The following is a 23,890-nucleotide window of genomic DNA, read 5'->3' on the forward strand; positions in this document are numbered from 1 at the left end:
GTTGCGTAAAGCGGAACTAATCTTGAATCAAGCCTAAAGATACAGTTTGAAAGTTTAATTTCCTGTATTGTATTTTTCCTGTAAACTAATGATCACCTTGCCCTGTGCATGTCCTTTTGCCAGGTATTCAAATGCTTTTATAGAATCTTCGTAAGAGTAGATAAGATCTACTACCGGCCTGATGCTCCGTTCCTCAATCATTGTTTTGATCTCTTTTAGCTGGCCTGCATCTGGCTGCATCCATGTAAATTTATAATCGGCTGACTTTTGCTTCTTTAAATCTTCTAATTTTCCTGGTAATTCATAGTCTGGAATTCCCATTTGACTGGCCGATTCTTCATCTGGTGGTCCCGCAATACTGGTTACCTTACCTCCTTCTTTTATAATTCCGAATGCCTCGAAAGTGTAATCGTCTCCTAAAGTGTCAAAAACAATATCCAGATCATTCGCAACTTGCTTATAATCTTCATTTTTATAATCGATGACCCTATCTGCTCCAAGGGCCTTTACCCAATCCAGGTTACTGCTGCTGGTAGTAGTGTAAACGATGGCGCCTTTTTCTTTTGCATACTGAATGGCAAAACTACCCACTCCGCCAGATCCCGCATGAATGAGGATACGGTCTCCTTCCTTTAAATTTACTTTTTCCAAAGACTGAATAGCTGTAAGTCCAACCAAAGGAAGAGACGCAGCCTTTTCAAAAGTCACATTTTCGGGTTTGTGAGCCATGACGCCAGGATCTACCTTCACAAATTCAGCCAAAGTACCCATGTATTCCTGGGGAACCCTTCCAAAAACGGCATCACCTTCTTTAAAATTTTCAACAGCAGATCCTGTTTCTACCACCTCACCGCTTACGTCATAAGCGATACCGGCAGGAAGATCAAGTTGAAGAAGTTCCTTAAGGTTTCCTTTTACGATCTTGTAGTCTATAGGGTTAAGAGACACGGCCTTTACAGCGATCAGGATTTCCTTTTCAGAGATCTCTGGTTTTTCAACATCTTTAAATTCCAAATTTTTTTCAAACTCGCCGTATCCTGTAATATGCACTGCTTTCATAACTTGCTTTTAAATGGTTGAATCGATTTCGACAACTTAGCCTGGCGAAGATTGAATTCTTTTTTACCAGGTATAAGGAGTGTCTTTGAAGGTAGTATTTTTGAGCCAGAAGCCGATGCACTTTTAGAACTCCTTAAGATTCAACAGGAGTTAAATAAAACCTATACATTTAATAAAAATTAAGCAAGAAGTTAATTTTGCGGTTGGTTTAATTCGAATAAAAACCTGATTTATTATTGATATAATTTCGCCTTACAAATCTTCATGAGCCAAAAACCTATGAAAAAGATCTTCTACCTGTTGATTATATTGATGAATACAGGTGTACTGTTTGCCCAGGATCCCACAGGAGAATTAAGAGGATATGTTTATGATGATACGGGCTTTCCATTATTCGGTGCCACCGTGGTTTTAGATGGAACACAGAAAGGTTCTACCGTGAATGAAGATGGTTTGTTCGTAATTAAAAATATTGAACCCGGCTCTTATAATGTAACCGCCAGTTTCCTGGGATATGAGGCCAAAACCGAATTTAATGTCATTGTCAAATCGGTAGGGAATAAGGAGGAGGATATTGCTCCCGGTTCTTTTTTATATTTAGTAGAGTATTAAAGATAAAGTATTTTTCCATCCAGATTATGATCACAGTCCGTTGGACTAAAAGTGTTAAAATCAGGATTAGTAATAGGTGTCTTTTTTAAACCAGGAAAAGTTATTGGTTAATTCATGTGGATATGGAATAATCGTTTGAACAGGATGCTCAAAGTTGAACCAGGGACCCTTATTGAAAAAAATTATTTGAACAGGAATTTGAACCACTGGCCAAAATTCTTTTTTGCAAGGTAGAACCGGGATGGTTCAAGCTTTCTTTCTGAAAGCTTTTTTGATAGTTGCTGCAGGGATCTGCCCTTAATAAATTCAAGGGATTTCCATTTTTCGGGTTCCAGGTAAAAGAAGTTTTGAAACTCCTTGAAATTGGTCTCATCAACTTTTCGCCATTTTTCCAAAAAGGCATCGGCCTTGATCTGATGTGAATGACCCCAATTGGATAATTTCTGTTTGATCTCTTCCTCGCTTCTGGACAGGCATTCATGAATTACGATAACAGGTACGTAGATTACCCGTTCTTTTGTATTTCTACCGGTAACGTAATTGGGATAGTTGGTGGCGAATTTCTGATTACGCACTCCAGAAACGTACAGAATCCCATCATTTGTATATTTATATAAGTTCACATAATAACCGGCGATCTGTATTTTATTCTTTTCTGGGTTTATAAGGTATTTATCCCGGTTTCTTAACTCCAGGGTAAAGGCTTCAAAATCGGTGAAATATTCATCGCTATCTATTTGGATGATCCAATTCCTGGTGCCCATCCTCTCCGCAAGCATCTTTCTTTCCCTCACTTCATTTTCCATGGGATCCATGTTGGGATCATAGAAATCATCCTTATATACCTGGATTTTATTTTTGGTATCCATCTCTTCCAACCAGTTGAAGAAAGATTCCTGAACAGTAAATCTTTCACCGGTCCAGGTTCTGAAGTTAATGTCCAGGGCAATGGTTATGGAGTCTGAATGCTCATAGACTAACGGAATGGAGTTTCTGAGCAATTCGTAATCGTAAGACATCAAAAAACCCACCTGGATTTTTTTCATGAAGCTGTATTTCTGGTTTGAGTAAGTATTCGATAAATATAATAATTAGCAACAGATCGGGGAAAATGGAGGTGATTAATTCAGAAACTAAAGATCTAAATTTTCAACATAGCCCTGAATCCCCTGGCAGCATAATAAGATTCTACACCGTTATGGTAGATGAAGACGCGACCGTACCTAAAATCACCAAATATAGCTCCTCCCAATTCCCGGATCTCTTCTGGGGTTTGTAACCAGCTGGAAGTTTTGGTGTCGAAATTATCAATTCGCTGCAATTTCCTGTACTGAGCTTCGGTCATTAATTCGACTTCCATATTTAAAGCAACTCCCATGGCACTATCTTTTGGCTTGAATTTTTTTCTTGATTCCAGCGCTTTTTGATCATAGCAAAGGCTTCGTCTATCTTTAGGACTTTCTCTTGAAAAGTCGCAAAAAGTTAATTGATTCGTGTCTTTATCATAATCCAGTAGATCTGGTTCACCACCCGTTCTTTCCATTTGAATGATAGACCAGAGTTTTCCAGGATTTTGTTCCAGTTTTTTCTGAATAAGTGCCCAATCCAGGCCGGGAAATCTTTCATGGGCCTTGTTGAAGCGATCTTTTAAAATTTTAATGATAGCTTCTGAATCTGAATCTGAAATTGATCGTTTTGAAGTCATAAGTTTTTAATTTTTTACACGCTAATTATCTTTCCAGTTGGTCAAGGCCTCAGAACTAAGTTGAAATTTAAAGGGTTAAAAGACAAGTCTAAATTTTTTTCGGCCAAATCTTATATGCGTATTATCAAAACAAATAACGGTGTAGTATGTTAAAATGAGGGTGTGTTTATAGCCGGATGCTTCATTTTATATACCTTTTCAGAAAATTGACCCTAATGAATAAGTGCCCCCGCCTCATCTTTTTAGTTTTATTTAGCCTTATCATAGCCGGTTGCAGAGAGGATGCCAGGCAAACCGACGAACAGGAAGCAGTTTTGGAAAGTGAGAGTCAGGTAGACAACACAGAGATCAGCACCCCAAAACCGGCTGTTCTCATTGGGAAGGGGGACGATGCCAAAGCATTTAAATACTTCAATGTAATTAATCATTCATATTTGTTCGGAACAAATCATAAGGATGAGGAAAAGGAGATTAGCAATGATTCCATGAGGCTGAAATTGAATTCGCTGGATAGTCCACAGTTCATGGAAATTATGGCAATAGGCGATAATAAGTATTACAGAACCAAGTTTTTTATCAAACCCGGCGAAACCGTCCGGTTTGAAATGAAAGATGGTAAAATTCACTCCCTGGGACCCGACGATCCTGAAAATAGTTTTTACCAGGATCTATATGATGCAACCCCAGATTACGCTAAAAATAATTACTCGGGTGACATTCAGGAATACGGGAAAAGCATAGCAGCTATCTATCAAAAGAAACTTGAATTTTTGAGAGCATATATTTCAGATAATAAAGATCTAACTGAAAATGCAATTTCAAGCATTCGTAAAGATCTGAAATACGAATATTTCAATAACCTGATCCAACCCAGGAATATTCCGTCCAGCAACCGTGAGTTTTACTTTAATGAGCAGGATGGTTTGCTCCCGATTCTTCAGCGAGAAGCTGGGAAATCTGAAACCATGTTCTCTTACAGTGAATATTTCGGAAGCATCGATGTCCAGGATTTTTCAACTAATCCAGATATAACCAATACTTTCTACAAAAACTCGATCAATCCGTTTATCAGGTATTATTTTTTGTCTTCAGAAAACCTGCCTTATACCAAGGAGAAATTTTTAGCTGAAAAACAGTTCATTGAAGAGCATTTTGAAGGTGAAGTAAGAGATTATGCCATAGCCAGAATGATCAGTGACTATCATAACAAAGGCTTTGGCTCCAGTAAAAATAACATCCAAACTTTGAAATCGGCAATTTCTGAATATGAGCCCAGGTTCGAGAAAGACAGCTATAAATCCAGAATGGCCGAAATCAGCGACGAATTAAGCAATTTTAATTTTGAACTTTCCGAAGAAGTCTTACAATCGGAATTGGTGACCCATTCCGGAGCGCGTATAACATTGCAGGAAATTTTGAAGCAAGGCCCGGAATTAAAAATCCTGGATCTATGGGCCAGCTGGTGTCCTCCCTGTATCAGGGACATTCGGGAAACTTCTGGCCTTAAGGAAGAGCTAAAGGAAATTGCTGATATCCAATGGATCTATTTATCATTAGACACCACTACTGAAAAATGGAAAAAAGGAGTCCAAGACCTAAATCCAAATCTAAACAGCTCTAATAGTTTCTGGATTGAAAATCACTTTGAATCAGACCTTGTAAAATTCTTTAAGGTTCAAAGTATTCCGAGGTATATCATCCTGGATCAGGATAATAGCATCATTCTAGATAATGCACCAAGTCCGTTTGTCAAGGAAAACTTTTTGAGGTTGATCAAAAGTATTTCCAAACCATGAATTGGAACTTTTAACTTTATGAATAAATGGCATATGGATGACAGAAAAGTAGGAGTGAAATGATGTTTATTACTTGCTAAGCACCATTCAAATGTTCTAAAAACAGAACCAAGAATGGTCAACCTTTAATAGGCTTATATCTAATTCATTGATAGAATTTTCTGTTTAAAGAGGACCTGAATTGTAAATATGGGTTGTATTGCAAGTTTCCATCTACAGAGACTTGGTTTAATCCTCTTTTGTATAAATCACTATCTTACCTTGAGATGTAGTCATTAAAGATAAAATCCCATTATTATTAGCATTGATCCCTTCAATGTAAACACAATTAGAAACTCCATCACTATCTGTTTCTTTAAGAAACCAATTATCTAAAAGCTGTTCTCCGTTACAGTCTTTTGTGATCTTATAGTGACTTGTTGACTTCAAAATATCTCCAATAAACCTTTTTAAAGTTCCATCTTTGAAAAATACAATCTTATCTTCAGGACTTTTTTCCAGATGCCAGGTTCCAATTATTTCATTTTCTAATTCAGTCTTTGAAGGTATATCTTGAGCATAAGCTGAATTGATAAAAAGTAATAGCAAGAAAATTTTATGATACTTCATAATGCGGAAATGACCTAAAAATTTTACCATTTTTTGAGTTGTGAATTTTGATACTTACAAACAGGGAGAAAGGCGTTTTCCTTTGATCATTGAATTGTTTTTTTACTATTTCGAAACCTTTTGCTGCAGTATAAATCTAGCAATAACAACTTCGGACGCGATGTTGCAGGCCTTGTGATTTCAAATTTCTAAAATAAGCATTTTCTCCAGACTATCCGATATTTGGGATTCGCGCTGTTGCAGCAAGGAGCCTTTGCACAAGTATGTTTTTATTATTAGTCTTTTGTATTGGTGGTAGCAACTTCTCTATGGAGTTTCCAAACTCCATCAGTTTTATCTTTTTTCAAAATAGCTAAAAATGAAGCTTTTATTTCTACTGCCTTACCCTGGGAATTAGTATAGAAACTTGAACTGGTTCCAAAATCATAAGCAATTGAATCATTTAATAAAATAGTTTCTCCTGGTTTCATTCGAATGCTATCGTAGCTAAATAGTCCAGAAGGATCTTTCATCATTTTTTTATATTCTTCCCAGTCTCCGCATATTGGAGTCAATGAAATTAGATCTTCAGTCGCGTACTTGGCTAGATCCTCATAGCGTTTTTCAGCAATAGCCATTTCAAAATTATTTCTTGTTTCTTCAATGGAAGCAAGTTCATTTTTCACATCTATCGAATTATCGTCGGTATTTACTATTTTCTTGTGGTTGTTATCACAAGAAATAAGACTAAAAACTATAAATGCTGTTACTAGATTTTTCATTTTTCAGATTATTTTGGTCATAATCTAATTTAAATTAAAAATCTGAATTATAGTTAGTTAGGCTGATTTAGAAGTCGGAACTAGGTATCGAGGGTTAATTGCTAGAACAGTCCCGGTATCGCCAGTTCGCGGAGTATGGGACGCGGGTTTGTAGGACTAACCATTTTCTTTCTTGATGTTTAAAATTACATTTTTTTGCACTACCCAAAATTTTAGATGAACCGCTGTAGTAGTGCGTTTGCTAGTCTTCTAATTCGTCATAAGTAATGGTTTCGCTTTCACCATCGTACCAGGCATTAAGGCACTGGATATTCTTTAAATTATTTATATGTTCGATTTTTTCAGTTTGGGAATTTGCACTCCAGGCTGCCTTAATACTTTGATTAAACATTTTTTTATTATCTATTGTTTCAACCAGGGCTATGATATTTCCTGCGCTTTGGTTCCTTAAATTAAATTCACAATAACCAATTGTTATTTTTTCTGATTTTTTTGAATTAATCATCAGTGTATCTAAAATTGTATAAGATCTTTTTTCATTTGGATCTGAATTAATCAGGGAATAAACGATAAGATCAGTGTTCGCCTTTTTCAAATTTAGTAGACTATATTCTTTTTCAATTTCTTGATTAATATAAAAGGTTGTATCAGATACTTTTTCAAAATCTTCTAGGGCAGCTATTCTTTTATGATCCGAAAACTGTTTTCCTATTAAAGATTCCTGAGAATTCTCAACACACGAATTGAACAGAATTACTATTGATAGAAGGAGCAATAATTTCATTTTATATAGATTTTAGTTTCTGAAAACACATTATAACGGTTACGGCTATCGCAAGTCACAGGAATGAGGACGCGGATTAGTCGGCTTACCGTTTCTCTTTATTGCTTTCTAAATTACACTTTTTCGGCAATACCCGAAATTTAGATGAACCGCTGTTGTAAAATGTGATGCTTATAATAAAATCTCTAGAAATCTATTTCTACACTTTAGGATATCCAAATTGAACCTATGGCAAAATATTTCCATTCATTACCCTCTTTTTTATAAACAACTAGATTTCCGCTAAAATCGTCTCCAACATAGAATATTGCATAATTTTTTTCTTCGTTTAAAATTGGAAGGGATACAATAAAATTTGATTCCTTCTTTTTGTGAAATTTCAAATCAGGAAAAATTTTTGACCAGGTTTTATACTGCTTTTCTTTTTTTAAAACTTGAAAATTCTCTTTACTAAAAACCCTATTGAAGTCTATGATATCAGAATCTTTTTCAATATCAAAATTTTTTATCCTATTCAGGTTAGTATAAGTTAAGTTGGAAGTCCAATGTTTTCCATTAATATCCGTTACTATCTGATTTCTAATATGCTTTTTTCGTTTTATTACCGCTTCTAAGTAATCCCCTAGAAATATCGTTAAGTAAAGCTTGATCTTGATATTTAAACTCTGGTTTGAATGAAACCAATAGAAATATTAAACCAAATGTCAGATTCTTGAAGGTCATAATATCTGAGCTATCTTTAGAAAATAAATTCATCTTTTCCATTGCAATATAGAAACGGATTTTGAATAGCACCATTTTTTTACAAAGGTTCCGATTATCGAAAGTTACGGGAGTACGTACGCGGACTTGTCGGATTGACCATTGTCTTTCCTGGTTTCTAAAATTACACTTTTTCCGCAATACCCGGAATTTGAGATTAACCGCTGTTGTGCAAAGTTTTAGTACTAAAGATGACTTTTAAGTAATTGTGTGACCTCTTTGGCAGTAGGATCCTTAGAAAGTATTGTTCCATCTTTGTCAATAAGGAAAAGAGCACCTCCGCTACCATCAACTCCATATTTTTGCCAAATGTTATTTTTACGATCTAATTCAACCAAGTTTTTCCAAGGCCATTTTTCCTTTTCAAGAAATCTTTCTAATCTTTCCGTATTTTTAAATTCACCAGCTACACCTACAATTGTAAATCCTTGATCCTTATATTCTTCATAAATAGGAATCATTTCTCTGGTTTTTTTGATACAAGGTCCGCACCACGTAGCCCACAAATCTAATAAGGCAACTTTTCCCTCAATTTTGTCAGATAATTTTATCTTCTTACCATTTAAATCCGGAGCAGAAAAATCTATATATTTTTTTCCGACTTTTAAATTTTCAATCGCAGATATCAATTTAGAAGATAATTCATTGTAGGGATGGCCTGGGTTGGCTTTAGAGAGAATTTGATAATTTTTTTTTGCCTGTTTTAAATCAATATTTTCTTTATTGTAAATAAGATTATCTAAAAATAGGTGATAAGATATTAATGAAGGATTTTCCTCTATATAAGATTGTTGAAATTGCTTTTGTTTTTCTAGGATAGGATATAATCTTTCTTCTAATTTTTCAGCTGCCTGGCTCAAATGCTGTTCGTTTTTTTCTAAATTTTCTAATTCTTTAAAAATAGTGAGCTTTTCATCTTGACTTTTTGATATTCTTAATTCTTCATGAAGCTTTTTTGCCTTTTCACTAAAGTAATTATTGGTCTTGAATAATTGACTTAAACTATCTCGAATGGGAGTGATTTGAGTATTGAATTTTGCTTCGAATTTGTCTCTATATTTTTCGTGATCATAATTTAATTCACCACCTTCAATTTTATTTCTATCGAATTCATCTTCTGGATAGATTGTCAATTTGATTTTTTGATTTTCTAAAAATAACGGCATAGGTCTATAAGCACCATTTTTAACTGACTCGGCAAATGCTAGTTGAACAACTTCTGGGTTTTTAAGCATTTCGTTATATTCAAATTTTCCATTTATGACAGGGATTTTGATTAAAGAATCAAATCTTACATCTTGATTAGGTTTAATTAAAATGATAGTATCAGTTTTGGCATCAATAACTTCTCCTGTCAACTTTAGAGCTTTTTCTTCTTCTGAATTACAACTAGGTAATGTGGTAATTAAAAGAAATAATATTATTCTTACGATAGGTTTCATAATCGGATAATTATCTAAAAATTTTGCACAACGGCTGCGGTTATCGCAAGTTGCGGGAGTAGGGGACGCGGACTTGTCGGCTTACCGTTTTATTTCTTGATTTCTAAAATTACACTTTTTTCGCAATACTCGTAATTTGAGATTAACCGCTGTTAGCTGCTGTATTTCTTGTCCTAGGCAATCTTGAAATCTCCATCGGCCATTTCTATACTGAACTTAATATTTGCTTTTAACGCTTTGAAAACTTTTAAAATAGTTTCAATAGTTACATTTTTAGCATTCCTCTCTAATTTTGAAATTTGAGATTTTTGGACACCAATCAATTCTCCGAGTTGTTCTTGAGTTAGATGTCTTTCTTTTCTAACAGATTTTATCATTTCTCCAAGTACATCTAATCTTAAATCAAATTCATATTTTTCTCTTTCTTCAGAACCAATTTCCCCAATATGTTTATCTTTCATTTGGTCTAAAGTCATTCTTCTATTTTTCTTCTTTGTTTCCATAACTCTTACTTTTCTTTTAAATAATCAGTTCTGATTTTTTCTGCTTTATCAATCTCTGCTTTTGGAACTTTACTGACTTTTTTGACAATTCCGTGTGTTGAAATTACTAAAGTCTCTTTGTTATCAGATTTATCCCAAAACGCAAATAATCTATATTGAATTCCGCTAAATTTTGTTCTGAATTCCCAAATATTTTCTGTCAGCTTTTTAAATAACCTTGGATCATTTACATATTTAGCTTTATCAATATTGTAGATTATTTTCTTCCTGGATTTCGGATCCAAACTTTCTATGAAGTCTATTGCCTGGTCCAAAAAGAGAACATCAAATTTTTCTTTCATTCAATTTTTATCAAATTAACTTGAATCAAAATTAAACAAAAGTTTCTATATATGGAAACTTTATTTTGTGGAAATATTGCAGCTAACGGATTCGCATAACACAAGTTGGCGGAGTAGGTTATGCAGCTTGGTCGGCTTACCTATTTTGTTTCTTGGTGAATATAAACTTTTTCTTACTAACGGTGCCGCCTATTTGAGTTATGCGTTGTTGTGCTGCGTTTTAATATTGAATTATGCATTAGAACACAAGGTTACACCTTGTATAGTGATTTATTTGTAATCTTTTCTGTAAAAAATATTTCCATTCTTCATCGTAAACTCAATTGCCCTTATAGATTTTATATCCTCTATTGGATTTTTTCTTAACACTACTAAATTGGCAATTTTACCTTTTTCTATTGTACCGTGTGTATTCTCAATACCTATTGCCTTAGCTCCATTTAAAGTAGCTGCTTCAAGTACCTGTGCAGTTGTCAGTATACCATCAATTACCAGATCTTCTATTTCCTTGAAGACAGTTGGATATGGATCGGTAATATCATTATAATAATCTGTGCCCGTAGATAGCATTACTCCTGCATTACTAGCAGCCATGGCATATGCTCTATATAAATCGTGCATTTTTGTATTATATACCGAGTAATTGATATCCCAGATTACATTTCGTTTCACCATTTCATCCAGTAACATTTTTAGTTCGGGACTGTCGGCGTTCAGATTCGAAAGATCCGCTGGATAAATAGCAGTTCGAGCATTGTTGAAATTAGTGTGGGTAAAAGGGATTCTTTTAGTAGGATCCACATCTTCATCTTGCCAGAATGCTCCCCAAACGTGAGACACCACATCTACGCCAGCCTCAATCACTTCTATAGGCCTATTCGGAAAAACAGTTAAATGGCCCCAGCTTTTCAGGCCCTGTTTGTGAGCTTCCTCAGTAATTTCTTTTATTAAGTCTGCATCAATTCCCGCATAGAATTTAATCCCGCTTACCAGGCTACCTTTGGCCAGTGTAACACTCAGTTTAACATCCATTTCTGGAGTAGCCCTCTGTGTCCATCCTGCATTTTCCATTTCCACACCTTGTGTTATTATTTTCATACGAATATCCTTATCCATCATATCATTGCCTCCAAATGTTGATGAAAAGTAAACTTCAGGACCAGGATTTTCATTACGAAAAATAAGCCTGTTTTCATAGGCCAGTAAGCGTGCATCTCCACCCATATCCCTTACAGAAGTTACACCACTGTAAATCCATCTTTTGAATTCTAATCTGGCGGTATCAGGAGAACGAGGAAGAGCCCTATTTCCCATTCCCATATGAACATGGGTATCGATAAGGCCGGGAATAATATAATGACCTTTCAAATCTATTTCTTTGACAGAATCAATAAGTTTTTTGGCACCAGTTTCGTAGATTTCTTTTATAATTCCTTTTTCAATTAGAACTGTCCTATTCGGTGTAAAGCTACCATTATGCCAAAGATTTACTCCTGATAAAGCTATCGGCTCGTTTTGAGCATTAAGACACACTGAAAAAAGTATAAAAAGAAAAAGGACTCGGCGAATTTGATTTTTTCTTTTCATAATATAGGTGTATTAGTTGAATGTTTATCCATAAGAAGAGGGGGAATCCTTAACCGTCTTATTAATAAATTTAAAACTTTTAAAAGAAAGTTGATTTATTTTTTTAAAATGCTCTACTAAAAGAATGAAGCTATATTGACGTCATGTAATTTTTTTAAAGCTTTCAATTAAAATGCTGCACAACGGTTGCGATTAACGCCAGTTTGCGGAGATTAGCACGCGGAGTAGTCGGCTTGTTATTTTGTTGTTTGGAGTTCTAAGTTATTGTTTTTCCCGGAATAACGCATATTGGTCTCGTTAATCGCTGTTGTGCTGCGTTTTAATTACTTAATTGTTTTGTAACCAGAGCATGTTAGTCCATTCCCTCTGCAATTAATATTTATCCCTTTATAGGAAAATGAAACAAGCAAAATGAGTATAATTAATCCTCTACATCCTCATTGGGGTCATCGTTCGAGTTTGAAGTTTCCACATTCCATCCTCTTTAATAAAAACACTTGAATACCTTATTCTTTTTGGTGCGGGTCTATTCATAATTGTCCCCTCCATTTCTAAAACTCCTATTACAATTCCGATGTTCTCTTTTTCTAAAATTTTATCAATCGTTACTTTGACAGAAGATATATTCAAATTATCAACTCCCTCAATGGCCTGCATTTTGTTTTCAATCATGCCAGGCGCAGCAATTAAAACAAAATCATCAGTTGCAATTTTATTTAAAGGCTCTGTGTTTTTATTTAAAGCCATTTCTGTGAATAAATAATCGTTTAGCTCTGCCAGACTCATTTGCTTTAAATCATTTGAACTTTGACTAAATATCAGTGATGGAAAAAATAGGAGTATTAAAAAAATTTTTTTCATGTATTTTATGCTTAATCTGGTGTATTAAATTTAAAGCTTCTTTTTTTCTTTTAAGATTTTACACAAAAAGATTATTGCTTTTATTCTATTTTTTAGAAAATCTTTGTTTAAAATGCTGCACAACGGTTTCGCTTATCGCAAGTCACGGGAGTGAGGACGCGGATTTGTCGGCTTAGTATTGGTTTGTTGGTCAAGATAATTATTTTCTTTCTAACGGTGCCGCTTATTGGCGATGAACCGTCTTAAGTTTAATTTCTCTAAATTTTGATGGTATAACCAGAAAGAACAAAAGAGAGGAATAAGATTACATGAACCGTGGGAACTAGAGATTCCGTCAACAATGATAATCCCCTCTCTTTTCTACTTTAATTTCGTTTAGTTCTGTGAGACCTGGATTTCGTTTTTAAGTCGATGAAACCAAAGTAGCTGTTCTTTCCAATTATTCTCTTATGGATAAAATTAAACATTTTTACGGAGTAGACATCAGCAAATCATTCTTTGATGTAGTAGATCAGGATGGTAAACATGATCAATTCTCCAATGATTTAAAAGGCTTTAAGAGCTTACTTAAGTTTATTCAGAAAGATAGCCTTGTAGTCATGGAAGCCACAGGTTATTATCATTACAGGTTAGCCCAGTATCTATATGAGAAAGGTATAACGGTGTCGGTTGTGAATCTACTTTCGGTCAAGCGTTTTATTCAGATGAAACTCTCCAAGATCAAGACCGATAAGAGCGATGCCAAAGCGATCTGTGAATATGCTCAGGCTACAAAAGTTCCATTGTATACAGCCAGGAATGCAGTTCAGGCAGAATGCCTGCAGCTACTGAGTCTTCAGGATCTTTACCTGAAACAATGTACTGCTTTGAAGAACAAGACGCATGGGGAGAAAGCCCTCGGTACACCTTCGAAGACAGTCACTCGATCTTTGAATCGTTCGCTAAAGCAATTAGAGAAGGAACTAGGTCAGATCGAATCCAAGCTGGAATCATTAGTCAGAGAAACCCAGGAAGAGCAACTGGAGCAATTAACCAGCATTCCAGGAATGGGAAAGAAAACAGCGATGCTCCTAATTGTACTTACAGACGGATTTACCAATTTTGAGAATGCCAGGCAGCTTTGCTGTTTTACAGGGATTACTCCCACGATAAGGCAATCCGGAACAAGTGTAAGAGGTCGTAGTCGAATCAGCAAGGTTGGCAACCGTAAACTTCGGAATTTACTATTCATGTGCAGCTTCACGGCCTGCAAAACCAATAAAGCATGCAGGGAAATCTATGAGCGAATCGTAGAGAAGGGGAAGAGTAAGAAACTGGCATTGATTGCCGTATGTAACAAGCTGCTGAAACAGGCATTTGCCATTGCCAAATCAGGAACCTATTACCAAGGAAATTATATATCGAAATTAGCTTAAAAGTACTTGGATTTTACCTTAGTTCTTTGTTGGCACTAGTGCTACTTATTAGTCATAATAAAATTTAAAACTCCTTGATACATAATCTCAACTTGTTCCTTGGTATACTCAGTATATTTACCATGAGCAGCTCTATTTCGTAAATCTAACCAGGCAGTTACATTTTTCTGCTCTAAAACTCCGTAAACGTTAGCTTTAGCAAGATCTGCGTTCATTGTGTCTGCTTTTTTAGCTTTAGTGTCTCCAGCATTATTTGTAAACTCAATATCTATTGAATTTTTCTTGCAGATTAAACGTAAGTGTTCTTCTAATACAGAACCAATCATTACAGCCGCAGCATCTTTATAATTTTGATCGAGTAAGTATTTACCCATTTCAAGAAAATCTGAGAAAATTTCAGCAGAAATCATCATAGTTATTGCCAATAGCCAATCATTGTCTATTTCATCTTTTATAGCGAGCAAAATGTTTATTCCACTTTCAATCTCTCGGAAACCTACTCCCTTTACTCTGGATTCAAAATCTTTATAATAAATATGAGAATCACCGTATAAATTTTTAATAAATGATAAGGATGCAGTTCGGAATCCATCTTTTAAACCTCTATCTACTATTTCTCCAGATAACTCTACAAATTTTTTAGTTGCTAAGACTTTTCTACCTTGATCAATAAGTTTGTCAGTTCTCTTTATTAAATCCTGTTTATTCATTCAAATTTATTGTTTGCATTAGTGCCAACGGTTTGCGGTTATCGCAAGTTGCGGGAGTAGGAACGCGGATTTGTCGGCTTACCGGTTTTGTTTCTTGGTTTCTAAAATTACACTTTTTTCGGAATACCCGGAATTTGAGATGAACCGCTGTTGTGCACAGTTTTATTTGATTAATTCCCCATTTTCATCAAATTCAGTTTTTTTGGTTAAAAAACCACGTTTATTGTAAATAGAAACCTCCTTAATTTTCCCGTTAGGATAAAATCGTTTTAATTCTCCAACTACGAGTTCATTTTTAAATTCTCCTACCAACCGAATTGTACCATTTGAATAATATCCTGTTTCAATACCTTCACATTTTTTGTCGCATTTTCTAAAGATGTAATTCGGTTCAGTGTGAGTTAAAAGATATTCTCTAATTTTAGGTATATATAAAGTGTCTGAATTTATCTCCTGGTTTATTTCCACCTGATGAACTTCTCCTATTTCTGATGCAAAAAGTTTGTATAATCCCTTTTCAGGAAGTATTATTTTTCCTTCATCTGATTCAAATGTTGAGTAGGATTTTCCATTCTTTTCAAGATGGTATAAATCACTTTCAATAATTTTTTCAGAACAAGAATCTTTAAAGATAAGTTCGTATTCAATTTCTTGACTATAAACCGAAATTGTAGAAAAAAATATTATTAAATAAGTGATTTTCATCTGTTATAAAATTGTGCACAACGGCTGCGGTTATCGCAAGTTGCGGGAGTTGGGACGCAAACTTGTCGGCTTACCGTTTTAGTTCTTGTTTTCTAAAATGACACTTTTTCCTCAATACCCGGAATTTGAGATGAACCGCTGTTGGGCGTAGTTATTTTGTTTTTATACTCTGCAAATATTCTTTTGCAGTCATCACTGGTAGCAAAGACTTTTTAAAATCTTTTCCATTTCTGGTTATTATGATGTCGCAATCTGAATCAGTCGCACTGAAATATTGTAAGGCATCTTCAAAATCCTTGAAATCAGAGTTCAATCCCTTTTCAATAATGTGTTCATCAAGTTTACAGATTTCGCATATGATTTTGAATTTTCTCAGTTTCTCTTGAGCAATTTTTGCAGATTCAAATTTGGAAAGAAAATAGTTTAATGTGGCAAATGATATTGGAGAAACAACTATTGTTAATTGTTCTTTGTCGGCTAACGATGCTACTTTAGCAATGGAATCATAAAAAGGATCTCGTTCCCCGAGTAAATCAAGAATGACATTTGTATCTAGAAATAATCTTTTTTTCATTTATTTATATTTCTCCAATAATGAATCTGAATACTCTTTTTTATAATCTAAGTCAGTCGGAATTTTTGTTCCAGTAGCTAGACTTTTAATAAATGGAGAAATTTCAAAATCTGAATCTTTTTTGTCAGTAGTCAGCGATTGTAAATACGCTTCTACAATTCTTGATAAGCTCATTTTCTTATCGGAAGCATATTTTTTCGCTTGTTCAATTATTTCCTGGTTAAGTTTTAATGTCAGCTTTGTATCCATAAAACAAATATTTATACGTACAAAAATAGTTAAAATATCCGTATTATTTAAAATGGAGTAGAATTTTTGTAAATAATTACGCCCAACGGCTGCGGTTATCGCAAGTTGCGGGAGTTGGGACGCGAAGTTGTCGGATTATTTGTTTTCTTTCCTGGTTTCTAAAATTACACTTTTTCGGTAATACCCGTTATTTGCGATAAGCCGTCTTAAGTTTAATTTCTCTAAATTTTGAATGTATAACCAGAAAGAACAAAAGAGAGGAATAAGATTACATGAACCGTGGGAACTTGAGATTCCGTCAACAATGGTGATCCCCTCTCTTTTCTACTTTAATTTCGTTTAGTTCTGTGAGACCTGGATCTCGTTTTTAAGTCGATGAAAACCAAAGTAGCTGTTCTTTCCAATCATTCTCTTATGGATAAAATTAAACATTTTTACGGAGTAGACATCAGTAAATCATTCTTTGATGTAGTTGACCAGGATGGCAAGCATGATCAATTCTCCAATGATGAAAAAGGCTTTAAGGGCTTACTGAAGTTTATTAATAAAGACAGTTTGGTAGTTATGGAAGCCACTGGTTATTATCATTACAGATTAGCTCAGTATCTGTATGAGAAAGGTATAGCGGTGTCGGTTGTGAATCCACTTTCGGTGAAGCGTTTTATTCAGATGAAGCTCTCCAAGGTCAAGACGGATAAAAGTGATGCCAGAGCGATCTGTGAATATGCCCAAGCCAATAAAGTTCCTTTATATACGGCTAGAAATTCTGTTCAGGCAGAATGTTTGCAGCTGCTGAGTCTGCAGGATCTTTACCTGAAGCAACGTACAGCCGTAAAGAACAAGATCCATGGAGAGAAAGCTCTGGGAACACCTTCAAATACGGTCAGTAGATCGTTATTACGCATGCTGAAGCAATTAGAGAAGGAATTAGATCAGATTGAAACCAAGCTGGAATCCCTAGTCAGGAAAACCCAGGAAGAACAACTGGAGCAATTAACCAGCATTCCGGGAATGGGAAAGAAGACGGCGATGTTATTGATCGTTCTCACAGACGGATTTACCAGTTTTGAGAACGCCAGGCAGCTTTGCTGTTATACCGGCATCACTCCGACGATTAGGCAATCCGGAACCAGTGTAAGAGGTCGCAGTCGAATCAGCAAGGTAGGCAATCGAAAGCTTCGGAATTTACTTTTCATGTGTAGCTTCACTGCCTGTAAAACCAACAAGGCCTGCAGGGAAATCTATGAGCGAATCGTAGAGAAGGGAAAGAGTAAGAAACTGGCACTAATAGCAGTATGTAATAAACTCCTGAAACAGGCATTTGCCATCGCTAAGTCCGGAACTTATTACCAGGAAAATTATATGTCGAAATTAGCTTAAAAGGACTTGGAATTTACCTTAGTTCTTTGTTAGCCACAGTGTCTAGTTAATAAATTGTTTTCTATTGTTCCTGATATATTTAATTCTTAAATCGCTAATTCTTTCTTTCTCCTCCAATTCATAAAACCTATCATCGATTTCATTCAGAGGATTGTCTTTGTAAGATTCTTGAAAGCTATCAAGAGTTCCATCATCAAATTTTGAAAGCCACTCAAAATTATCTCTTAAAGTTTTGTTCGCTTCTTTAGCTAATTGTGCATATTTATGTGCTCCAATAACCGAAAATCCTATTTCTGCCATTTCAGCAAATTCGCCACTTGAATTGAAATAGAATTGATTAAATCCACCATTATTTACCTCTCCTTCCAGAATCCAAGTTGAATAAAAAGCTTGTTTTCCAATATTCATATTTTGGATAACTTCAAATTCATTAGCAAAGTCTTCATTAAAAGCTAAACATATATTATCAAATATAGCTTGTTCTAATTCTGAGTCTGGAATTGAATCTAGAATGTCTAAAGTTATTTTTTCATGTATTATACGATTATTCCATTTCTCAAACGATGAATCTAGTAGATCATCCATTTCTTCTTTTGTCATATGATGTAAGTTTTGAGAAATTTACTAAAATTGAGGATACGTTAGAATCTGAATTTTTACTTTTTAATCTCAGGACTTTCTTGTATTATACTGAAATAGGTTGACCATTTTTGATTCAATTTTCGACAGTTTAAATGGTCAATAATTCTAAATTTTGTTTGTCCCTTTTGTAGGAATGATAGTCTACATTTCTATTCATATGCACAAAGTTAGGGGTGTTCAGTTTGAGACTAAAATGGGGTCTTTTGTTGTTGTAAATCTCCACAGCCCGTTTGACCATCTTCCTGGCTAAGTTAGTATTTTTTATAGTTCGTATTAAATCATATTCATATTTGAGGGTTCTGTTGATTCTCTCAGCCACGGCGTTCTCGTAGGGATCGTACTTCTCGGTCATGCTCATTTGTATTCCATGTTCCTCAGCAAAGCTGGTATATTGAGGATTGCAATACTGAATTCCACGATCTGAATGATGGATGAGTTTCTGATTCTTGTATTTTCTATTTTTAATGGCCATTCTAAGGGCATCGATGCACAGTGATGTCTTCATATGGCTTGCCAGTTTATACCCCATAATTTGCTTGGAATAGGTGTCTGTGACTAATGCCAGATAACTGTGTCCGTTCTGCGTTTTGATATAGGTAATATCGCTTACCCAAAGTTGTTCCGGTCTGGTGGGAACTTTATCTTTTACCAGGTTTTTGTATTTAAAGAATCGATGTTTTGAATCGGTTGTGATATGGAACCGCTTTAATTTAGGAACGAGCAGGTTATTCATTCGCATTATACGATAGAATTTATCTCTTCCTATTTTAATACCGAGTCTTTTCATATCAGCCTTTAATTCCTGATATAGTTTAATTCCACCGGTGCGCAGTCCGTATTGTCTGCGATACTCTTTGATGAGGCGAATGATAATCTGTTGTTGACATTGCCTTTTCTGATGAGATTTTAACCGCTTATAGAAAGCTTGTTTAGAAACCCCAAAACATTGGATCAACCATTTTCTTTTAAACGGTTTTGCTTCTTTTTTTCGATCTCGTCTGCTAATGTTTTGGGCAATGACTTTTTTGACATATCAACCCCCGTAATAAGTTCCATGTCAGCAATAATGTCTTGTTGGAAGTCTTTTACAAACTCCAGTTCCTCAATCTTTTCTTTTAGTTTCTTGATTTCATCTTTCTTGCTCATCCCTTGTTTCTTTTGTTCTAAAGTACTGTATTTTTTCAACCAGTAATAGATGGAAGCTCTTGAAACCTGATACTTATCGGAAGCATGATTGATCGAGATCTGTGCATTTTGGATTTGATCGATGATAACCAGCTTAAGATCATAACCTACTTTTTTGTAGGAAGTTTTTCGACAGTGTTGATTTTGTTCTTTCATTAGGTATAGTGCTAAAAGGTTTAATTTTTAGTCAACCTATTTCAGGAAAGTACATCTATTGACATTGTGGCTAACTCGTTATATCCGCAGCAATATAGTTATTTATCCGAGAAAGTTTTGGGATAAACGCAGGTTTGCCTCGCGCTTATCCCCACGCTCCAATAATTCCTTGATGCTCGCATCCAGTGGGCTCTGTATCTTTACCACATCCTGCTGCGCCACATGGGTATAGATCATCGTGGTCTCCGGCTTGGCATGACCCAGCAAGGTTTGTATATATCGCAAGTCGGTCCCGTTCTCCAGCATATGAGTGGCAAAACTGTGCCGTAGCGTGTGTGGTGAAACCTTCTTTTTGATGTTCGCCCGCTTGCAGGCATCCTTTAAAAAGCTTCTAACTGCCGAGGCCGTATATTGTTTTCCGCTAAAGCCTTCCAGGAAATAACGCTTCGGCATATATGTTTGCAGATAATTATATAATAAGGGTAAAAAACTTTCGGCCAGCATCACATAACGGTCTTTCCTGCCTTTAGACTGTCTTATGAATATTTGCCGCCGATCTATATCGATGTCCCTAAGCTCCAGGTTCAGCAATTCTCCAATCCGAAGTCCAGAAGAATAGACCATCGCCAGGGCACAGCGATGCTTAAGGTTCCGGGTGAGCCGTAAAAGGTCCAGAACCTCTTCTTTGCTGAGAACCGTTGGGAGAAAACTGCTCTTTTTAGGTCTCTTTAGCTTGTCCATATCAAAGAGGGCAAGCCCGGAGAATTCAAAATAATGCTTTAAAGCACTAATACATTGCCGGTGGGAGCTTATCGCGTATTTCCTGGAGGCGACCTGCTCCTCGATAAAGCGAGCAAGGTCATTCTCGGTATAGGTGGTCACTTCGGGATACATTTCCAGGAATTTTTTCACAAAATTAAGATAGGTCTTAACCGTACTTTTGCTGAACCTTAGCCCCTTTAGGTATCGCTCAAATCCCTGTAACCTTGAATTCAGCGGTTGTGCAGGAAGTGCCTTTTCTGCTAATTCTGAATAATCCAGCAGCGAATCATCATATTTTACACCGCCTTTTTCCAGGTGCCTGATAAGTGCATCAAGTTGCTCCCGGTTGGAATTGATATAAAAACATGCGAAGGTCTTTGTCCAGCGCAGGCCCGGGAACTGCTTCAGAAATTCCTTCAGCGGTAAATCATACTTGAAGTCCAGGCCCACCTTGAGCCCGTCCCGGTGTTCAAAAAAGAACAGCGTCACCTTTTTCATAATCAACAGAATAGATGTGTAAAAATAGTTGAAAAACAGACTCTTAGGTTTGTTTTTTTGTGAAAAAATGATCAAAAAAAACCGGGACATTAGTCCCGGTTGAAAATTTCAGAATAAATATTCTATTCTGGCAGCATCACCGCCTTGGTATTTACAAATTCGTGTAAACCAAATCCGCCGTGTTCTCTTCCATAACCGGAATCTTTCACGCCGCCAAAAGGCATGTTAGGTTTGGCAAGTCCGAAGGAATTGATAAAGACCATCCCGGTATCAAAATGATATTTTGCCAGTTCGTGAGCTTTCTTCTCATTTTTGCTGAAGATACCACCGCCAAGGCCAAACCGGCTGCTATTGGCTATTCTCATCGCATCTTCAGCATCTTTGGCCTTGATCAGGGAAGCTACCGGTCCAAAAAGCTCATCGTCATAAGCCGGCATTCCAGGCTTTAGATCCGCCAGCACAGTGGCGGGATAAAAATAACCTTCACCATCTGGCTTTTTGCCGCCACATAATATTTTAGCGCCTTTTTTCACACTTTCCTCTACCTGCTCGTGCAGCTGGTCCCTCAGGTCTTCGCGCGCCATAGGGCCAATATCGCTGTCTTCCCTGGTAGGATCCCCGGCTTTTACCTTGGAAATTTGCTTCACAAATGACTCTTTGAACTTTTCATAAACCTCGTCAACCACTATAAATCGCTTGGCGGCCACGCAGGTTTCTCCATTATTATAGATCCTTCCCTGTACGCAGGTTTCTACCGCCAGGTCAAGATCGGCATCTTCCAGTACGATATAGGCGTCGTTACTACCTAACTCGAGTACGGTTTTCTTGAGTTCCTCTCCGGCCATTTTCGCGATCTTTTTCCCTGCTTCAGAACTTCCGGTTAAGGTTACTCCTCGCACAAGGTCATTTTTGATCACATGATTGCTCTGCTCATGCGAAATCCTTAGAACTTTAAATAAATTCTTCGGAAGCCCGGCTTCCTCGTAGATCTCCTGCAAGAGTAGGGCACTGCCGGTAACACTTTCAGCATGTTTTAAGAGTACTCCGTTCCCCGCCATCAAATTAGCGATAGAATAGCGCAAGGCCTGGTAACACGGAAAGTTCCAGGGCTGGATTCCGTAAATAACTCCAATAGGAGAGTAGGTGATATAACCCTTACCGCCCTCCGGTAACTCGCGCTCTTCGTCCTGCAGCGATTCAGGACCGTTCATGGCTGTATATTCGCAAATGGCCGAACAAAGCTCGATCTCCTGGTGACCCTGCTTCAGGAGTTTTCCCATCTCCCGGGTCATCAACTCAACAAATTCATCCTTACGCTCGGTTAGTTTTTCGCCTATTTTTTTGATCACCGCTGCACGATCCTTAGCGGGCTTTGATTTCCATTCCAGGAAAGCATCATGACAGGCCTGTACGGCATCGTTCATTTCCTGGTCACTCATGAAGTGGTAGGTTTTTAGCTCCTTTCCGGTAGCCGGATTATAGGTTTTTAATTCTTTTTGATCAGACATAATTTAAATTTTAGTTCGCAATTTTTTTCTGAACTAAATATATCCACTACGGCAGCTATTCTGTAATAAGAAGCTGTTAAACAATGGCCTGAAAAAGCCTTGCGGAATTAAAGTTTTCCTAAACTAGTATTGAGTATTGAGTAATCAGTATTTAGTAATGAGTATTCAGTGGGTATTTTATAGTGATAATAGTATTAAGAAGTAACCTGAAGGCTTAATATAAAATTAGACAATAGATTATAGATAATATCAAAAGACAAAAGACAATAGACAACAGACAACAGACAACCCCGAAATCCAAACTCCCAATTACCAATCTTGAATCTTAAACCTTGAACCCGAATTCATAAAAACAGACACCCCCCAACTCCTAAATTTTGAACCTTAAACCTTGAACCTGGAATTTTAAGACAGACAACCCCGAACTCCAAACTCCCCAATTCCCAACCTTGAACCTTAAACCTTGAACCCGGAATTGTAAAACAGACAACTCCCAATTCCCAACCTTGAACCTTAAACCTTGAACCCGAAATCATAAAAAAAAGACAACTCCTAACCTAAACCCTAGCATTCCGCTGGGATTAGTTCTTGTTTATTCTTTATAATTTTAGTCCATAAAACTTAAAAGAATGCTCTCGGAATTACAAGAAGCTTTCGGCTTCCTTTTCGAAAAAGAACTAATCGATGAGATCGCCAGTACCGGCACCCTGAAAAAGGTTTCTGCCGGTGAAAAGATCATCGAAATAGGGGATTATGTTACCGGTATGCCTTTGCTAATTAGCGGGGCTATCAAGATTCTCCGGGAAGATGATGATGGCGATGAACTTTTGCTCTATTTCCTCGAGCGAGGTGACACCTGTGCCATGACCCTTAATTGCTGCCTGGGACAAACCCGAAGCGAGATCAGGGCGGTGGCTGAAAGTGATACGACCTTCGTAATGGTGCCTATTTCCAAAATGGAAGAATGGACCGGAAAATATAAATCCTGGCGTAATTTCGTTTTTGAGTCCTATCACTCCAGGCTTTCCGAAATGCTGGAAACCATAGACGCCCTGGCCTTTTTGAATATGGATCAGCGCCTTATGCGGTACCTTCGTGACAAGGCTAAGATCAATGGCGATGAGAACATTCAAAGTACCCACCAGCAAATAGCCTACGACCTTCATACCTCCAGGGTCGTGATCTCAAGGTTGCTCAAAAAACTGGAGCTGGATGGCCGTATTTCCCTGCAGCGTAACCAGATTAAAGTGATCGATCTTTAGGTACTGTAACACTTGTTACTGT

Annotated in this window: 26 protein-coding genes; 5 read left to right on the plus strand and 21 right to left on the minus strand. The window is 36.5% G+C overall.

All coding sequences use genetic code 11. From position 1 onward, the window contains the following. Positions 1-54: 54 nt before the first annotated feature. On the minus strand, positions 55-1,059 hold the full coding sequence (locus tag MKO06_RS08670; protein ID WP_241551786.1) for an NADP-dependent oxidoreductase: 1,005 nt from the start codon (positions 1,057-1,059) through the stop codon (positions 55-57). Between the two features lie 279 nt (positions 1,060-1,338). Here MKO06_RS08670 and MKO06_RS08675 point away from each other — a divergent pair, with 279 nt between their 5' ends. Next, entirely contained in the window at positions 1,339-1,671 is a 333-nt protein-coding gene (locus MKO06_RS08675) for a carboxypeptidase-like regulatory domain-containing protein (protein ID WP_241551787.1), read from the plus strand. A 182-nt stretch (positions 1,672-1,853) separates the two neighbouring features. Here MKO06_RS08675 and MKO06_RS08680 read toward each other — a convergent pair whose 3' ends face one another. Together MKO06_RS08680 and MKO06_RS08685 are read right to left on the minus strand one after the other, a co-directional pair. Further along, entirely contained in the window at positions 1,854-2,717 is an 864-nt protein-coding gene (locus tag MKO06_RS08680; protein ID WP_241551788.1) for a hypothetical protein, read from the minus strand. A 95-nt stretch (positions 2,718-2,812) separates the two neighbouring features. Continuing rightward, the gene (locus MKO06_RS08685; RefSeq protein ID WP_241551789.1) at positions 2,813-3,376 is read right to left on the minus strand and encodes a DUF4256 domain-containing protein; all 564 of its coding nucleotides are present in this window, start codon (positions 3,374-3,376) and stop codon (positions 2,813-2,815) included. A 215-nt stretch (positions 3,377-3,591) separates the two neighbouring features. On the opposite strand from MKO06_RS08685, the gene MKO06_RS08690 reads away from it, so the two are divergent. Further along, positions 3,592-5,172, plus strand: coding sequence for a TlpA family protein disulfide reductase (locus MKO06_RS08690; protein WP_241551790.1), 1,581 nt, complete (start codon positions 3,592-3,594; stop codon positions 5,170-5,172). A gap of 228 nt (positions 5,173-5,400) precedes the next feature. On the opposite strand, the gene MKO06_RS08695 is transcribed toward MKO06_RS08690, so the two are convergent. From MKO06_RS08695 to MKO06_RS08735, 9 genes are all read right to left on the minus strand, one after another. Then, the gene (locus MKO06_RS08695) at positions 5,401-5,811 is read right to left on the minus strand and encodes a hypothetical protein (protein WP_241551791.1); all 411 of its coding nucleotides are present in this window, start codon (positions 5,809-5,811) and stop codon (positions 5,401-5,403) included. 245 nt (positions 5,812-6,056) lie between these two features. Then, a complete protein-coding gene (locus MKO06_RS08700; RefSeq protein ID WP_241551792.1) occupies positions 6,057-6,542 on the minus strand; it encodes a YybH family protein in 486 nt (161 codons plus the stop codon). 241 nt (positions 6,543-6,783) lie between these two features. Continuing rightward, on the minus strand, positions 6,784-7,326 hold the full coding sequence (locus MKO06_RS08705; RefSeq protein WP_241551793.1) for a hypothetical protein: 543 nt from the start codon (positions 7,324-7,326) through the stop codon (positions 6,784-6,786). A 206-nt stretch (positions 7,327-7,532) separates the two neighbouring features. Then, entirely contained in the window at positions 7,533-7,709 is a 177-nt protein-coding gene (locus MKO06_RS08710; protein WP_241551794.1) for a hypothetical protein, read from the minus strand. Positions 7,710-8,273: 564 nt separating this feature from the next. Continuing rightward, complete coding sequence (locus MKO06_RS08715; protein ID WP_241551795.1) at positions 8,274-9,530, minus strand: TlpA disulfide reductase family protein; 1,257 nt, start codon at positions 9,528-9,530, stop codon at positions 8,274-8,276. A gap of 173 nt (positions 9,531-9,703) precedes the next feature. Continuing rightward, positions 9,704-10,033: a helix-turn-helix domain-containing protein gene (locus MKO06_RS08720; protein ID WP_241551796.1), complete on the minus strand. Its 330-nt coding sequence runs from the start codon at positions 10,031-10,033 to the stop codon at positions 9,704-9,706. A gap of 5 nt (positions 10,034-10,038) precedes the next feature. After that, on the minus strand, positions 10,039-10,374 hold the full coding sequence (locus MKO06_RS08725) for a type II toxin-antitoxin system RelE/ParE family toxin (protein ID WP_241551797.1): 336 nt from the start codon (positions 10,372-10,374) through the stop codon (positions 10,039-10,041). Between the two features lie 270 nt (positions 10,375-10,644). Continuing rightward, complete coding sequence (locus MKO06_RS08730) at positions 10,645-11,961, minus strand: amidohydrolase family protein (RefSeq protein WP_241551798.1); 1,317 nt, start codon at positions 11,959-11,961, stop codon at positions 10,645-10,647. A gap of 429 nt (positions 11,962-12,390) precedes the next feature. Continuing rightward, a complete protein-coding gene (locus tag MKO06_RS08735; protein WP_241551799.1) occupies positions 12,391-12,822 on the minus strand; it encodes a nuclear transport factor 2 family protein in 432 nt (143 codons plus the stop codon). Positions 12,823-13,271: 449 nt separating this feature from the next. Here MKO06_RS08735 and MKO06_RS08740 point away from each other — a divergent pair, with 449 nt between their 5' ends. Then, complete coding sequence (locus MKO06_RS08740; protein WP_241551800.1) at positions 13,272-14,237, plus strand: IS110 family RNA-guided transposase; 966 nt, start codon at positions 13,272-13,274, stop codon at positions 14,235-14,237. A 41-nt stretch (positions 14,238-14,278) separates the two neighbouring features. Here MKO06_RS08740 and MKO06_RS08745 read toward each other — a convergent pair whose 3' ends face one another. The 4 genes from MKO06_RS08745 to MKO06_RS08760 all read right to left on the minus strand — a co-directional run bounded on the left by MKO06_RS08745 (position 14,279) and on the right by MKO06_RS08760 (position 16,475). Beyond that, on the minus strand, positions 14,279-14,947 hold the full coding sequence (locus MKO06_RS08745; RefSeq protein WP_241551801.1) for a hypothetical protein: 669 nt from the start codon (positions 14,945-14,947) through the stop codon (positions 14,279-14,281). Positions 14,948-15,109: 162 nt separating this feature from the next. After that, a complete protein-coding gene (locus MKO06_RS08750; protein WP_241551802.1) occupies positions 15,110-15,652 on the minus strand; it encodes a toxin-antitoxin system YwqK family antitoxin in 543 nt (180 codons plus the stop codon). 151 nt (positions 15,653-15,803) lie between these two features. After that, complete coding sequence (locus MKO06_RS08755) at positions 15,804-16,226, minus strand: type II toxin-antitoxin system VapC family toxin (protein WP_241551803.1); 423 nt, start codon at positions 16,224-16,226, stop codon at positions 15,804-15,806. After that, positions 16,227-16,475 carry a DUF6364 family protein gene (locus MKO06_RS08760; protein WP_241551804.1) on the minus strand — a complete coding sequence of 83 codons (249 nt, stop codon included), beginning with the start codon at positions 16,473-16,475 and terminating at the stop codon, positions 16,227-16,229. It abuts the gene before it with no gap. Between the two features lie 414 nt (positions 16,476-16,889). On the opposite strand from MKO06_RS08760, the gene MKO06_RS08765 reads away from it, so the two are divergent. Continuing rightward, positions 16,890-17,855 (plus strand): IS110 family RNA-guided transposase, encoded by a 966-nt coding sequence (locus MKO06_RS08765; RefSeq protein WP_241551805.1) that lies wholly within the window; start codon positions 16,890-16,892, stop codon positions 17,853-17,855. A gap of 42 nt (positions 17,856-17,897) precedes the next feature. Here the strand turns inward: MKO06_RS08765 and MKO06_RS08770 are convergent, their stop codons facing one another. From MKO06_RS08770 to MKO06_RS08790, 5 genes are all read right to left on the minus strand, one after another. Beyond that, a complete protein-coding gene (locus tag MKO06_RS08770) occupies positions 17,898-18,455 on the minus strand; it encodes a DMP19 family protein (protein WP_241551806.1) in 558 nt (185 codons plus the stop codon). A gap of 130 nt (positions 18,456-18,585) precedes the next feature. Continuing rightward, positions 18,586-19,452: an IS3 family transposase gene (locus MKO06_RS08775; RefSeq protein ID WP_241551807.1), complete on the minus strand. Its 867-nt coding sequence runs from the start codon at positions 19,450-19,452 to the stop codon at positions 18,586-18,588. Further along, positions 19,449-19,838, minus strand: coding sequence for an IS630 transposase-related protein (locus tag MKO06_RS08780; RefSeq protein ID WP_241551808.1), 390 nt, complete (start codon positions 19,836-19,838; stop codon positions 19,449-19,451). The genes MKO06_RS08775 and MKO06_RS08780 overlap by 4 nt, the downstream gene beginning before the upstream one ends. Positions 19,839-19,940: 102 nt before the next feature. Further along, complete coding sequence (gene xerA, locus MKO06_RS08785) at positions 19,941-21,098, minus strand: site-specific tyrosine recombinase/integron integrase (protein ID WP_241551809.1); 1,158 nt, start codon at positions 21,096-21,098, stop codon at positions 19,941-19,943. 122 nt (positions 21,099-21,220) lie between these two features. Next, entirely contained in the window at positions 21,221-22,606 is a 1,386-nt protein-coding gene (locus tag MKO06_RS08790) for an NAD-dependent succinate-semialdehyde dehydrogenase (RefSeq protein WP_241551810.1), read from the minus strand. 629 nt (positions 22,607-23,235) lie between these two features. Between MKO06_RS08790 and MKO06_RS08795 the strand changes: the two genes are divergently transcribed. Then, the gene (locus tag MKO06_RS08795) at positions 23,236-23,868 is read left to right on the plus strand and encodes a Crp/Fnr family transcriptional regulator (RefSeq protein ID WP_241551811.1); all 633 of its coding nucleotides are present in this window, start codon (positions 23,236-23,238) and stop codon (positions 23,866-23,868) included. Positions 23,869-23,890 lie beyond the last annotated feature (22 nt).

Source organism: Christiangramia oceanisediminis, assembly GCF_022570735.2.
In the GTDB taxonomy this organism is placed as follows: Bacteria; Bacteroidota; Bacteroidia; order Flavobacteriales; family Flavobacteriaceae; genus Christiangramia; species Christiangramia oceanisediminis.

Coding starts and splice junctions, on each gene's coding strand:
- MKO06_RS08670 (WP_241551786.1), bottom strand. CDS start 1,059: ATGAAAGCAGTGCATATTACAGGATACGGCGAGTTTGAAAAAAATTTG.
- MKO06_RS08675 (WP_241551787.1), top strand. CDS start 1,339: ATGAAAAAGATCTTCTACCTGTTGATTATATTGATGAATACAGGTGTA.
- MKO06_RS08680 (WP_241551788.1), bottom strand. CDS start 2,717: ATGAAAAAAATCCAGGTGGGTTTTTTGATGTCTTACGATTACGAATTG.
- MKO06_RS08685 (WP_241551789.1), bottom strand. CDS start 3,376: ATGACTTCAAAACGATCAATTTCAGATTCAGATTCAGAAGCTATCATT.
- MKO06_RS08690 (WP_241551790.1), top strand. CDS start 3,592: ATGAATAAGTGCCCCCGCCTCATCTTTTTAGTTTTATTTAGCCTTATC.
- MKO06_RS08695 (WP_241551791.1), bottom strand. CDS start 5,811: ATGGTAAAATTTTTAGGTCATTTCCGCATTATGAAGTATCATAAAATT.
- MKO06_RS08700 (WP_241551792.1), bottom strand. CDS start 6,542: ATGAAAAATCTAGTAACAGCATTTATAGTTTTTAGTCTTATTTCTTGT.
- MKO06_RS08705 (WP_241551793.1), bottom strand. CDS start 7,326: ATGAAATTATTGCTCCTTCTATCAATAGTAATTCTGTTCAATTCGTGT.
- MKO06_RS08715 (WP_241551795.1), bottom strand. CDS start 9,530: ATGAAACCTATCGTAAGAATAATATTATTTCTTTTAATTACCACATTA.
- MKO06_RS08720 (WP_241551796.1), bottom strand. CDS start 10,033: ATGGAAACAAAGAAGAAAAATAGAAGAATGACTTTAGACCAAATGAAA.
- MKO06_RS08725 (WP_241551797.1), bottom strand. CDS start 10,374: ATGAAAGAAAAATTTGATGTTCTCTTTTTGGACCAGGCAATAGACTTC.
- MKO06_RS08730 (WP_241551798.1), bottom strand. CDS start 11,961: ATGAAAAGAAAAAATCAAATTCGCCGAGTCCTTTTTCTTTTTATACTT.
- MKO06_RS08735 (WP_241551799.1), bottom strand. CDS start 12,822: ATGAAAAAAATTTTTTTAATACTCCTATTTTTTCCATCACTGATATTT.
- MKO06_RS08740 (WP_241551800.1), top strand. CDS start 13,272: ATGGATAAAATTAAACATTTTTACGGAGTAGACATCAGCAAATCATTC.
- MKO06_RS08745 (WP_241551801.1), bottom strand. CDS start 14,947: ATGAATAAACAGGATTTAATAAAGAGAACTGACAAACTTATTGATCAA.
- MKO06_RS08750 (WP_241551802.1), bottom strand. CDS start 15,652: ATGAAAATCACTTATTTAATAATATTTTTTTCTACAATTTCGGTTTAT.
- MKO06_RS08755 (WP_241551803.1), bottom strand. CDS start 16,226: ATGAAAAAAAGATTATTTCTAGATACAAATGTCATTCTTGATTTACTC.
- MKO06_RS08760 (WP_241551804.1), bottom strand. CDS start 16,475: ATGGATACAAAGCTGACATTAAAACTTAACCAGGAAATAATTGAACAA.
- MKO06_RS08765 (WP_241551805.1), top strand. CDS start 16,890: ATGGATAAAATTAAACATTTTTACGGAGTAGACATCAGTAAATCATTC.
- MKO06_RS08770 (WP_241551806.1), bottom strand. CDS start 18,455: ATGACAAAAGAAGAAATGGATGATCTACTAGATTCATCGTTTGAGAAA.
- MKO06_RS08780 (WP_241551808.1), bottom strand. CDS start 19,838: ATGAAAGAACAAAATCAACACTGTCGAAAAACTTCCTACAAAAAAGTA.
- xerA (WP_241551809.1), bottom strand. CDS start 21,098: ATGAAAAAGGTGACGCTGTTCTTTTTTGAACACCGGGACGGGCTCAAG.
- MKO06_RS08790 (WP_241551810.1), bottom strand. CDS start 22,606: ATGTCTGATCAAAAAGAATTAAAAACCTATAATCCGGCTACCGGAAAG.
- MKO06_RS08795 (WP_241551811.1), top strand. CDS start 23,236: ATGCTCTCGGAATTACAAGAAGCTTTCGGCTTCCTTTTCGAAAAAGAA.